This is a genomic window from Methylobacterium sp. 001424705 (assembly GCF_059816145.1).
Genome location: NZ_JCBANU010000003.1, coordinates 216682 through 228959, shown reverse-complemented (window position 1 = coordinate 228959; position 12278 = coordinate 216682). Strand labels below are relative to the sequence as shown.

The 12278-nt window shown below is 70.6% G+C and carries 11 protein-coding genes and 1 pseudogene; 8 read left to right on the top strand and 4 right to left on the bottom strand.

Annotated features, from left to right (window positions below; all coding sequences use genetic code 11):
* From AC6EUL_RS04575 to AC6EUL_RS04565, 3 genes and pseudogenes are all read right to left on the bottom strand, one after another.
* Window positions 1–137 (bottom strand): annotated as a pseudogene (locus AC6EUL_RS04575) (PhnA-like protein); the annotation flags it as partial.
* A 126-nt stretch (window positions 138–263) separates the two neighbouring features.
* Window positions 264–767, bottom strand: a complete 504-nt coding sequence (locus AC6EUL_RS04570) for a CsbD family protein (protein WP_056380399.1) — start codon at window positions 765–767, stop codon at window positions 264–266.
* Between the two features lie 57 nt (window positions 768–824).
* A complete protein-coding gene (locus AC6EUL_RS04565; protein ID WP_056216500.1) occupies window positions 825–1025 on the bottom strand; it encodes a CsbD family protein in 201 nt (66 codons plus the stop codon).
* A 707-nt stretch (window positions 1026–1732) separates the two neighbouring features.
* Here AC6EUL_RS04565 and AC6EUL_RS04560 point away from each other — a divergent pair.
* From AC6EUL_RS04560 to AC6EUL_RS04525, 8 genes are all read left to right on the top strand, one after another.
* Window positions 1733–2215 carry a sigma-70 family RNA polymerase sigma factor gene (locus AC6EUL_RS04560; RefSeq protein ID WP_244476337.1) on the top strand — a complete coding sequence of 161 codons (483 nt, stop codon included), beginning with the start codon at window positions 1733–1735 and terminating at the stop codon, window positions 2213–2215.
* An 886-nt stretch (window positions 2216–3101) separates the two neighbouring features.
* Entirely contained in the window at window positions 3102–3401 is a 300-nt protein-coding gene (locus AC6EUL_RS04555) for a GCG_CRPN prefix-to-repeats domain-containing protein (RefSeq protein WP_056216496.1), read from the top strand.
* Window positions 3402–3672: 271 nt separating this feature from the next.
* Window positions 3673–4794 (top strand): BMP family ABC transporter substrate-binding protein, encoded by a 1122-nt coding sequence (locus AC6EUL_RS04550; RefSeq protein WP_056492246.1) that lies wholly within the window; start codon window positions 3673–3675, stop codon window positions 4792–4794.
* A gap of 69 nt (window positions 4795–4863) precedes the next feature.
* The gene (locus AC6EUL_RS04545) at window positions 4864–5988 is read left to right on the top strand and encodes an ABC transporter permease (protein WP_056380950.1); all 1125 of its coding nucleotides are present in this window, start codon (window positions 4864–4866) and stop codon (window positions 5986–5988) included.
* A 10-nt stretch (window positions 5989–5998) separates the two neighbouring features.
* Window positions 5999–6919, top strand: a complete 921-nt coding sequence (locus AC6EUL_RS04540) for an ABC transporter permease (RefSeq protein ID WP_499869089.1) — start codon at window positions 5999–6001, stop codon at window positions 6917–6919.
* A gap of 23 nt (window positions 6920–6942) precedes the next feature.
* Window positions 6943–7971 carry a formamidase gene (locus AC6EUL_RS04535; protein WP_499869087.1) on the top strand — a complete coding sequence of 343 codons (1029 nt, stop codon included), beginning with the start codon at window positions 6943–6945 and terminating at the stop codon, window positions 7969–7971.
* Window positions 7968–8726, top strand: coding sequence for a biuret amidohydrolase (biuH, locus tag AC6EUL_RS04530; protein WP_499869085.1), 759 nt, complete (start codon window positions 7968–7970; stop codon window positions 8724–8726). The genes AC6EUL_RS04535 and biuH overlap by 4 nt, the downstream gene beginning before the upstream one ends.
* 117 nt (window positions 8727–8843) lie before the next feature.
* On the top strand, window positions 8844–10358 hold the full coding sequence (locus AC6EUL_RS04525) for an ABC transporter ATP-binding protein (RefSeq protein WP_499869106.1): 1515 nt from the start codon (window positions 8844–8846) through the stop codon (window positions 10356–10358).
* A gap of 54 nt (window positions 10359–10412) precedes the next feature.
* Here the strand turns inward: AC6EUL_RS04525 and AC6EUL_RS04520 are convergent, their stop codons facing one another.
* A complete protein-coding gene (locus AC6EUL_RS04520) occupies window positions 10413–12002 on the bottom strand; it encodes an alkaline phosphatase D family protein (RefSeq protein WP_499869084.1) in 1590 nt (529 codons plus the stop codon).
* Window positions 12003–12278: the final 276 nt, after the last annotated feature.

Sequence of the window (12278 nt, the reverse complement as noted above, 5' to 3'; positions counted from 1 at the left end):
ACCATGTTGAGGATGACCTGGGTCACCAGGGCGGTGACGGCGCCGGCGAAGATGGCGCCCCAGGAGACCTGGTTCAGGAGCACGGTACGGGTGTCGGCCGAGACGGCCGGGGTCGCGAGAAGGGGGGACGTGGACACGGGATAGGTACTCCGGGTGGTCGGTCGTCCGAGACGTTCGGTCGTTCGAGGGGTCAGTCGGGGGTGTTCGCCGATCCCACCGCGCAGTCCCGGCGCGGTGGGATCGATCTGTCGCGGCTCTGCGGATCAGTCGCGGCCGTGAATGAGCAGGCCGAGGCCGTAGCCGAGGAGGCCGGCCACCAGCAGGGCGGCCACGGGATGCTCGGCGACTTGGTGGCTCACCTCGCGCCCGCCCTGGCGCAGAGAGCGGCCACCGGTCTCGTAGGCGTCCTCGGCCCTGTCGTAGGCCTCGCGGCCGGCCCGGCGCACGGACCGCTCGGCGCGGTCGTAGGTGTCGCCGGCTGCCCCCTGGGCGCGGCGCGCGCGGTCCTCGACGTCGTCGGAGTCGATCAGGTTGCCGACCGTGTCGCGAACCCTGCCGCCGATCTCGCGGGCGGTGTCGGCCACGTGCTCGGCGGCGTCGCGGACGGTGTCCTTGGCCTGGCCGTAGAGGGTCTCGGCGGCGCCTTGCGCCTCGCGGGCACGGCCCTCGAGCGAGTCCCGCTTCGAGCCGGTGAGATCGCCCACCGTGCCCTGAACCTTGCCGCCGAGCTCCTTGGCGGCGCCCGTGATGCGATCCGTGTCGACCATGATGGTTGTCCTTGCTGTGTTCGTGGCTGGGGTTCGTCGCGCGGCGCGCGGCCGAAGCTAGGGTTTGGGGTTGGTCTTGTCCGACTTCGGGCGGGTCTTCGGGGGACCGTCGGACAGGGGGGATTCCTGCTGGGACCGACCCTCGGCCTCGACCTGCCGGTCGCCGATCAGCTTCCCGATGGCTTCCTTGACCGAGCCCTTGACCGCGTCGGTCGAAGCGGGGGCCGAACCGGGTGCGGAGGGCTTGGTGGGACGCATGGGATCCTCAGGGATGGGATGGACGGGGCCGCGGCGGGCCAACGGGCGGGAGGGACATCGCCGCGCAGGTCGCGGCCGTTCGCTGGACCCACAGATGGTCCCGGACGAACCCCCATCAATGATGCAGGCGTACCGGTAGACCGGGGTTATCTACCTGGATGCCGGCGTTCCAACCGGGTTGCGGCGAGCGCGACGGAGGCCGCGTTCCCCGACGAAGATCCCTGGGCCGCCACGCGTCCCCGGGCTCCATGCCCCTTCCGGGTCGGCCCTCGTCCGTACGTGGTCCTGCGTATCGACGCCGAGTGTCACTGGATCTCCCATGGCGCACCGCGCCGCTTTCCAAGTCCCGGTCGTAACAAGTGCGTGGGCAGGCAGTTCCGCGTCCGATCCGCGATTGTCTGGTATATCTGGATCATTGACGTGAATGTGATTGCCCAATCACAAGCCTCCAGCGGCTTCGGCTTCTCCAGCGCCGAGCACATCATCGTCTGTTCCAGACCCGAGGGCGATCATCCGTGCAGACAGATGTCAGAGTGCCGAAATCCTCTTCGGACGATCAGAGATTGCCACGACCGATTCAGGATCTGATCGGCCGGCGATTGAACGAGATTGTTCCGTTCCCCGGTGACGTCGCGGCGGATTCCCGTCTCGGTCAGGTTCTGGTTCGGCTGCGAAGTGCCCTGTCCGCGGCGCAGGCGGACGGACAGGTGCCCGATCCGTTCCGGACCGACCTGATCGCCGCCGTTCCGCGGCTTCGCCGGTATGCCTTCTCCCAGTGCCAGAACGCCGCCGAGGCCGACGACCTCGTTCAGACCACCCTCCTGCGGGCTTGGGAGAACCGGGCCCGGTTCGAGCCCGGGACAAGGCTGATCGCCTGGCTGTTCACGATCCTGCGGAACACCTTCCTCAATCAGCGCAAGCGGCTTCGCCGCGAGGTCGAGGATGTCGACGGTGCCTTCGCGGCGACCCTGCGCCTGGAGCCCGAGCAGGAGCATCGTGTCGGACTGATCGAGCTTCAGGCCGCCCTGAACGGCCTGACGGCCGAACACCGCGAGACGCTGCTCCTCGTGATGGTCGACGGATTGCTCTACGACGAGGCCGCGGTCGTCCTGGGATGTCAGACCGGCACCGTGAAGAGCCGCGTCAGCCGCGCCCGCGAACGCCTGGCCAAGGCCATGGGGGCGGCATGAGCGACTCGGACTCCTCCGCATCGCCGTTCGAACCCGACCGCATCGGCGCGCGCGCCCAGGCGGCCATCGCCCGGCCCCTCGCCTTTCGACCCGGGGCGCCGGGTCCCGCCGTCTTCGCGAGGCGCGGCGGCTCATCGGCATTATGCCTCATCCGCGGCCCGAGGACAGCAAGCAACAAAACTGCATCTGACCCGGTAAAATCCGGGCAAAATGATGCGTCTGCACCATTGAGCACGCCGATGGCGCGCATATCTCGACGGCATCGCCGATCGTCGACGTAACAACTGTCGCGTCCCAGATATTCGCAGCGTTGTGCCGGGCCTCATGAGTCCCCCGATCAGGTTCGGCATGGCCGCAGGGCCGGGCATCGCGCCACTCCGGGCGCAAGGCCCGGCCCCAAGGTCCCGTCCGGGTTCGAGGCCGCTTCCAACGCTTCGTGAAGACCGTCTTGCGGCGATGAAGACCGTCTTGCGGCGATCATGGGACGAGCGATCATGGCAGAAGCACCGGAAGGTCGCATGGCCGATGCCGACAGGCCTCAGCGCATCCCGGACGACACCCCGCCCGCGATGCCGCCTCGTCCCGGAGGGCCGCATCGTCGGCCGCGGCCTGACGCGCGCGGCCGTCCAGGCCCGGCTGCGCGGCTCGGAGGGAACCGGTGTCTGGATTTGTCCGAACCGGTGACGGGCTCTGTCCGCGGGACGTCCCGCAGGACCGGCTGACGAGACGGTCGGCCGGCGCTGATCTGTCTTCGATCGGGATCGGCCGGATGCGCGCCCGGTCTGATCTGAGCGGAGATACAATTCGTAACATATCCCAGGCTATAAGTGCGCAACCGTCGTGACGGGGCGTGTGTTTATAGGCTACCGCAACAGAGGAGATGCGAATGCGACTGAAACTTGCTGGCGCAGCCGTTCTTGCACTGGGTACGATGGCCGCGACCGTCGGTGCCGCCGAGGCTCGTGACGGGTGTGGACCCGGGGGGCATCGCGGCTACTACGGATATTGCCGCCCGAACGTCATCTATCGCCCCATCCTGGCCCGCCCCATCGTCTACGGCTACCGCCGCGTCGGCTGGTATGGCCCGCGGTGGCACCGCTGGGGCGGCTACCGCCCCGTCGGATATCACCGGCCCTGGGGCTGGCACGGCGGCTACCGCCACGTGGGCTGGCATCACCGCTGGTAAGGCGCGGTCGGCGTGAACTGGGCGCCCGGTTCGAACCGGGCGCCCTTTTCGTTCAAGGCCCGCGTCATCGGCATGCCCGATGGGACACGTGCCGCCGCGCTCCGCGGGGATGCGTGGGCCGCGGCCGGGTCGGCCGGGTCGCCCATCGGAGCACCGTCGCCCTGGCCCGGACGGTGGCATCCGACGTCCGACCTGATGGAAAAGTCCAGGGTCCGCGCGCCCGCACTGCGGCCCAGACCTTGCAATGGTCTCCCCCATCGCTCGCCAAACGATGGAACGAGGCCCCGTGGCTCATCAGTCGATCTCGCGCAGAACCCTCCTGGGCGGCACCGCCGTTCTCGGCCTCTCGGCCCTGGCGTCGACGGGCGCCCGGGCGGCCGGGCCGATGACCGTCGGCGTCATCTATGTCGGCCCCAAGGACGATTACGGCTACAACCAGGCCCATGCGAAGGGCGCGGCGGCCCTGAAGGGGCTGCCCGGGGTCGAGGTGGTCGAGGAGGAGAACGTCCGCGAGACCAACGACGTCCAGAAGACCATGGAGAGCATGATCAACATGGACGGGGCGAGCCTGCTCCTGCCGACCTCCTTCGGGTACTTCGATCCCCACGTGCTGATCGAGGCCAGGAAGAACCCGACGGTGCAGTTCCGCCATTGCGGCGGCCTCTGGACCGAGGCGAACCCGAAGAACGCCGGCTCCTATTTCGGCTACATCGCGCAGGGCCAGTACCTGAACGGCATCGTGGCGGCGCACGCCACGAAGTCGAAGAAGCTCGGCTTCGTGGCGGCCAAGCCGATCCCCCAAGTCCTCAACAACATCAACGGCTTCCTGCTCGGCGCCCGCAGCGTCGACCCGTCGATCACCTGCCAGGTCATCTTCACCGGCGAGTGGTCGCTGGCGGTGAAGGAGGCGGAGGCCACCAACGCGCTGATCGATGGCGGCGCCGACGTCATCACCTGCCACGTCGACAGCCCGAAGGTGACGGTGGAGACCGCCGCCCGGCGCGGCGCCTACGTCTGCGGCTACCATGCCGACCAGTCGGCCCTCGCCAAGGACCGGTACCTCACCGGCGCCGAGTGGGACTGGGCCCCGATCTACAAGGGCTTCGTCGCCGACATGCAGGCGGGCAAGGCGCCCCCGAATTTCCTGCGCGGCGGTCTGGCGGACGGTTTCGTCCGGATGAGCCCCTACGGCCCTGCCGTCTCGGAGTCGGCGCGCAAGAACGCCGATGCGGTCAAGGCCGAGATGATGAAGGGCGGGTTCGCCATCATCCGGGGGCCGCTCAAGGACAACAAGGGCAACGCGATCGCCGAGGCCGGCAAGGGTTTTGCCGAGAACGCGCCCGAACTCGAGAGCACCGGCTACCTCGTCGAGGGCGTGAAGGGCTCGGCCTGAGGGACGCGTCCGTCACGCACGCCACCAGCGGGAGGAAGAGCCGTGGTTGCCGAGACTGCTCCGTCGGACATGGTCGTGGCAGGGTCGCGCCCCTCGGCCAGCCTGCCCCTGCGGGCTTGGGGCGCGCGCCGGGCGGAGGCGCTCGCCATCCCGCTCGGGGCGCTCGCCCTCGGCTTCGGCCTGTTCAGCCTGTTCCTCCTCAGCCTCGGCAAATCGCCGGCGGCCTTCCTCGACCTCGTCTACCGGGGCGGCTTCGGGTCCGCCTTCGCCCTGCAGAACAGCCTCCAGCGCGCCGCGCCCCTGCTGTTCGCGGCCCTCTGCGTGGCCCTGCCCGCCCGCCTCGGCCTCGTGGTCATCGGCGGCGAGGGCGCGATCGTGCTCGGCGGCCTCGCCGCGGCGGCTGTGGCCGCGCCCCTGTCGGGCGCAGCCTCCGGCCTCGGCATCGCCGCCATGGCGCTGGCCGCCTTCCTGACCGGGGCGCTCTGGCTCGGGGCGGTGGGCGCCCTGCGGGCCTGGCGCGGCGTCAACGAGACCATCGCCAGCCTGCTGATGTCCTACATCGCCATCGCACTCGCCAACCACCTGATCGAGGGCCTGCTGCGCGATCCCGGCAGCCTCAACAAGCCGTCGACCCGGACCATCGACGAGGCCTTCCGGGTCGGCCCGATGCCGGGCCTGGAGGTGCATTGGGGCCTCGGCGTCGGGGTTGTGGCCTGCCTCCTCGCCTGGCTCCTGACCGAGCGCACCACCCTGGGCTTCGCCGCCCGCATCGCCGGCGGCAACGTGCGCGCGGCCCAGATCCAGGGCCTGCCGGTCGGGCGCCTGATCGCCGGATTCACTGCCCTCGGGGGGGCGCTGGCGGCCCTGGCCGGATTCTTCGAGGTCGCGGCCGTCCACGGCAACGCCAACGCGTCGCTGATCGCCGGCTACGGCTATACCGGTATCCTCGTCGCGTTCCTGGCCCGCCAGAACCCCCTGGCGATTCCGCCCGTCGCCTTCCTGCTCGGCGGGATCGAGGCGTCGAGCGGCCTGATCCAGCGCCGCCTGCACCTGCCGGACGCCACCATCCTGCTGCTGGAGGGCCTGCTCTTCCTCCTCGTCCTCGTGGGCGAGACGCTGTACGGGCGCTTCAAGCCGTTCAGTCCGCATCTCTGGGGCGAGAAGCGCGCCGCCGCGAGCCAGACCGTGCCATGAGCGACTTTGCATGAGCGACCTCGGCCTCTGGAACGTCCTCATCGCGGTGATCGGCGGGGCCATCCGGGTCTCGACGCCGTTCCTGTTCGTCAGCCTCGGCGAGACGATCACGGAGCGCTCGGGCCGGATCAATCTCGGCCTCGAGGGCACCCTCGTGTTCGGGGCGATGTCGGCCTACGCCACGGCGGTGCTGACCGGCTCGGCCTGGGCCGGCGTCGCGGTGGCGGGCGCGGCGGGGGGGCTGTTCGGCCTCGTCCATGGCTGGATCTGCCGGCTGCCGCGGGTCAACGACGTGGCGCTCGGCATCGCCCTGATGCTGTTCGGCTCGGGCCTCGCGTTCTTCTTCGGCAAGGCCTTCATCCAGCCCTCGGCGCCGCAGCTGCCGGCGATCCCCTTCGGCAACTGGTCCGACCTGCCCCAGATCCGCGCCGCCCTCCAGGTCAACGTGCTGTTCCTGGTCGGGGCGGTGCTCAGCCTCGTCCTATGGTGGGGGTTCCGCAACACCCGCACCGGCCTCGTGGTCCGCATCGTCGGCGACAGCGCCGAGGCGGCCCGGGCCATGGGCTACGACGTCGACCGTGTCCGGCTGCTGGCGACCGGAGCCGGCGGGGTGCTCGCCGGCATCGGGGGCGCCTACCTGTCGCTCTATTATCCGGGCTCGTGGAACGAGGGCATCTCCTCCGGGCAGGGCCTGATGGCCGTCGCCCTCGTGGTCTTCGCCCGCTGGAACCCCCTGGCCTGCTTCGGCGCGGCGCTGCTGTTCGGCGGGGCCGGGGCCCTCGGCCCGGCGCTCCAGTCGGTGGGGGTCTCGCAGGGCTACTACCTGTTCTACGCCGCGCCCTACGTCCTCACCCTCGGCGTCCTCATCGCCACCTCGTCACCGAACCACGCCCTGGCGGGAGCGCCGGGCGAACTCGGCCAGGCGAAGTAAACCTCAGCAATCAGGTAATTCGAATGAACGGACTTGGCGGCCTCAACAAATCTCCGAACGGCGTCGTGCTCGGGCTGGTGCAACTGCAACTGCCGACCGTGGTCACGCCGGCGGACCTCGCGGCGCAGACGCAGCGCATCGTCGACATGGTCGGCAAGGCCCGGCGCAACCTCGCCACCATGGACCTCGTGGTCTTCCCCGAATACGCCCTTCACGGCCTGTCGATGGACACCAACCCCGACATCCTGTGCCGGATGGACGGCCCGGAGGTCGCGGCCTTCGCGAAGGCCTGCCGCGACAACCGGATCTGGGGCTGTTTCTCCATCATGGAATTCAACCCGCACGGAAACCCGTACAACACCGGCCTCATCATCGACGAGACCGGCGCGGTGAAGCTCTCCTACCGCAAGATGCACCCCTGGGTGCCCGTCGAGCCCTGGGAGCCCGGCGACATCGGCATCCCGGTCATCGAGGGGCCACGCGGGGCCAAGATCGCCCTCATCATCTGCCACGACGGGATGTTCCCCGAGATGGCCCGGGAATGCGCCTACAAGGGCGCCGAGATCATGGTCCGCACGGCCGGCTACACGGCGCCGATCCGCGAATCCTGGCGCTTCACCAACCAGTCGAACGCCTTCTGCAACCTGATGGTCACCGCCAACGTCTGCCTGTGCGGTTCGGACGGCTCGTTCGATTCCATGGGCGAGGGCATGATCGTCAACTTCGACGGTCAGATCATCGCCCACGGCACCACGGGGCGCGTCGACGAGATCATCACGGCGGAGGTCCGGCCCGACCTCGTGCGCGAGGCGCGCCTGCATTGGGGCGTCGAGAACAACATCTACCAGCTCGGACACCGCGGCTACACGGCCGTGAAGGGCGGCGCCGGGGACTGCCCCTACACCTACATGCAGGACCTCGCCGCCGGCCGCTACCGCCTGCCGTGGGAGGACGGGGTCAAGGTCGTGGACGGCACCTCCTGCGGGTTCGCCGCGCCCACCCGGTCCTACGGCGCCGGACAGACCCCGGACGCCCGGGAGGCGGCGGAATGAGCGCGGCGCCCCTCACTGTGCCGGCGGCGCCCCTTACCGTGCCGGCGGCGCCCCTCGCCCCGACGGCGGTGGACGCGGCGCGCTACGCCGCCGCCGAGCCCTATCCCTGGCCCTTCGACGGGGCACTGAGGCCCGACAACACCGCCCTCGTCATCATCGACATGCAGATCGATTTCTGCGGTCCCGGCGGCTACGTCGACGCCATGGGCTACGATATCGGCCTGACCCGGGCGCCGATCGAGCCGATCGGCCGCCTGCTCGCGGCGGCCCGGCGCCTCGGCTACCCCGTCATCCACACCCGCGAGGGCCACCGCCCGGACCTGGCGGACCTGCCCGAGAACAAGCGCTGGCGCTCGCGCCGGATCGGAGCCGGCATCGGTGATCCCGGGCCCTGCGGGCGCGTGCTGGTGCGGGGCGAGCCGGGCTGGGAGATCATCCCCGAACTGGCGCCCATGCCCGGCGAGCCCGTCATCGACAAGCCCGGCAAGGGTTCGTTCTGCGCCACCGACCTGGCGCTGATCCTCGGGCGGCGCGGCATCCGCAACCTGATCCTCACGGGGATCACCACGGATGTCTGCGTCCACACCACGATGCGCGAGGCCAACGACCGCGGCTTCGAATGCGTGATCGTCTCCGACGCCTGCGCGGCCACCGACCGGGGCAACCACGAGGCCGCCCTCAGGATGGTGACGATGCAGGGCGGCGTCTTCGGCGCCGTGGCGACCTCCGAGGCCCTCCTGGTAGCGATGGGATGATCCGCGATGGTGCCCTTCCCGCAATCGCTTCGTAACGTGGTGCCCCGGGACGGAGACGCGGCAGCGGTGGTGCCCGAGGCCCCGCCGCCCGGCGCCATCGCGGTCGAGACCATCGGCATGTCGAAGCGCTTCGGCACCTTCGCGGCCCTCGACGCCGTCTCGATGAAGATCGAGGCGGGCGGCTTCCACGCGCTGCTGGGCGAGAACGGCGCGGGCAAGTCGACCCTGGTGAAGTGCATCATGGGCTTCTACGCGCCGAGCGCGGGCAGCGTCCTGGTGGATGGCCGCGAGGTCGCGATCACCAATCCGAAGGGCGCCCAGGCCCGCGGCCTCGGCATGGTCTACCAGCACTTCACCCTGGTGCCGTCCCTGACGGGCCTCGAGAATCTCGTCATCGCCCGGCCCCGGGTGCCGGCGGTGATCGACTGGCGCGCCGAGCGTGCGGCGCTGGCCGCCTTCATGGAACGGATGCCGTTCCGGCTGAACCTCGAACGCCCGGTGGCCGAGCTCGCGGCCGGGGAGAAGCAGAAGCTCGAGATCATCAAGCAGCTCTTCCTCAAGGCCCGGTTCCTGATCCTCGACGAGCCGACCTCGGTGCTGACGCCGGCGGAGGCCGAGGAGGTGCTGGGCCTCCTGCGCGCCATGGCGGACCGGCGCGAGCTGACGGTGCTGATGATCAGCCACAAGTTCCGCGAGGTCGAGGCGTTCGCCCGCAGCGTCAGCGTCCTGCGCCGCGGCACGCTCGCGGGCGGCGGACGGGTCGGCGAACTCAGCCGGGACGACATGGCGGCGATGATGATGGGCGCCCGCCCGGTGCGCGCCGCCCCCAACCGCGTCGGTCGGCCCGACCCGGACCGGGTCGTCCTGCGCATCGCGGATCTGCGCGCCACCGATGCCTCCGGCCTGCGTCACCTCGCCGTCGACGCCCTCGCGGTGCAGGCCCGCGAGATCGTCGGCGTCGCTGGGGTCTCGGGCAATGGCCAAAAGGAACTTGCCGACGTGCTCGGCGGCCAGATCCGGGCGGCCGCTGGCCGGGTGGAGGTCGGGGGCGAGGCCTATGACGGACGGCGCGCGCAGAGCCGGGCGCGGCGGGTCCGCGTCATCCCGGAGGAGCCGCTGCGCAATGCCTGCGCGCCGCGCATGTCGGTCGCGGAGAACCTGGCCTTCCGGGCCTTCGACCGGCGCGCGGAGCGTGGCGCCTCCGAGGGGGGCGCGGTCCCGGGGCGGCCGACCGTCTGGCTCGACACCGGCGCCATGCGCCGCCGCGCCCGGGACCTCATCGCGCGCTTCGGGGTGAAGACCGCCTCCGCCGAGGCGCCGATCGCCACCCTGTCCGGCGGGAACGTGCAGCGGGCCGTGCTGGCGCGCGAACTCACCGACCCGGTCGACCTCCTCGTCGTCGCCAATCCCTGCTTCGGGCTCGACTTCACCGCCGTCGCCGAGATCTGGGCCCGGATCCTGGCGGCCCGCAACGCCGGGGCGGCGGTCCTGCTGATCAGCGAGGATCTCGACGAGATCCTGGAACTCTCGGACCGCATCGTGGTGATGTCCGACGGCCGCATCGTGCACGCGGTGAGTCGCGCCGAGGCCGACGCCCGCAGCATCGGTCGCCACATGGCGGGGCATCACTGAGGCGCGACACGGCCGTATCGGCCCGACGCTGCCGGGCGTGTCCGGTCCGGCAGGCTAGGTCCGCACGGGGTCGAGGGTCACCGACCAGAGCGCGGTATCGGCGGCGTCCTTCAGGGTGACGGTCATCTGCTCCGTCGCGCCCTCGACCGCGACATGGCCGAAGAACTGGTAGCCCGCGGCGGGCGAGAGGTTGGTCTGGCCCGGCGGGGGGGCCTTGGCGAAGCGCAGCTGGGGCCCGAAGGTGTCGTCGAGGGCGTTGGGACCGAAGGTCCCGGCATGCAGCGGGCCTGCGACGAACTCCCAGAACGGCTCGAACTGCTGAAATCGCGCCCGGTTCGGATCGTAGTAATGCGCCGCCGCGTAGTGCACGTCCGCCGTCAGCCAGACCGTGTTGCGGATGCCCGCATCCCGCAGGAAGCGCAGGAGGTCGGCGATCTCGAGTTCCCGGCCCAGCGGCGGCCCGTCGCCCTGCGCGACGGCCTCCGACCCGAAGGGCGGCTGAGAATCGTAGGGGACGACGAGCCCGATCGGCATGTCGGCCGCGATCACCTTCCAGGTCGCGCGGGAGGCGAGGAGCGCGCGCTTGAGCCAGGCGACCTGCGCCGGGCCGAGGAAGTGAGCCTCCGGTCCGTAGGTGGTCTGCCGGTTCTCGCCGTTCGGCCCGCGATAGGAGCGCATGTCTAGCAGGAACACGTCGACCAGCGGCCCATGCGAGATCTTGCGGTAGACGCGGCCGGGCTCCGAGGGCGCGAAGCGCATCGGCATGTATTCGTGGAAGGCGCGCGCGGCGCGGACCTGAAGCGCCAGCACGTTCGGGTCGCGATAGGCCTTCCGCAGGTGTTCGGCCCGGGTCAGGGGCTCGCCCGGCCACCAGTTGTTGGTGACCTCGTGATCGTCCCACTGCGCGAAGATCGGGATCTCGGCGTTCATCGCCAGCACGTTCGCGTCGGTGAGGTTGTAGCGGTAGCGTCCGCGGAACTCCTCCAGGGTCTCGGCCGGCTTCGACACCGCCTCGGTGACGCGGTTGCGCCAGAGGGTGCCGTCCGGCAGGCGCACCTCCGGTACGATCGGTCCGTCGGCGTAGATCGTGTCGCCGGAATGCAGGAAGAAATCCGGCCGGTTGCGCAGCATGGCGGCGTAGATCGTCATCCCGCCCCGGGCCTCGTCGATGCCCCAGCCCTGGCCGGCCGTGTCGCCGGACCAGCAGAACGAGACCGAGCGGCGCTCGGCGGGCGCCGTGCGGAAGCGCCCGACCTGCGGCGCGCCGAGGATCGTCGGCGCGGCGAGATCCTGCAGGCGGACCCGGTAGAAGACGTCCTGGCCCGGCGGCAGGTCCTTCAGGGCGACCTTCACGGTGCCGTCGCTCGCCGGCAGGGCATCGGCGAAGATGCCGCCGCGAATGTCCGCGAAGCTTTCCGTCGTCGACCACGCGATCATCGCCCGGCAGGGGCGGTCGGCCCGGGCCCAGACCACGGCGGAGTCGCCGTCGACGTCACCGGATTGCAAACCGTGGGTGAGGACCGGGCGGTCCGCGGCCCGGCTGAGGCCGGGCCGGACGACGCCGGTGCCGAGACCGACGAGGCCGGCGGCGGCACCGGTCAGGAACGGGCGCCGGGTCAGGCTGGAACGGGACGAGGCGGACATGGCGGCGGGCTCCCTTCCGAAGGTTCCGCTATGGCGCTCCTGTCTGACGCCTTGACGACGCTGCACGCGGCAGCGGCCTTTCGCGACTTCTGCCCTGCACGGGAATGGGATGCGGAGCCGTCGTCGGTGGTGATGCCGGTGCGGATTGCGGGGCCTGTCTGCCGGGCCGAAGCCCGGCAGGAGAGCGGCACGAGGGAGGTTTTCGTCCGGGGCGCAGACCCTGCGTGCCGCCCGCACCGGACCTGTTTCGCCTTCAGGCTCTGCCGAGACCGAGCC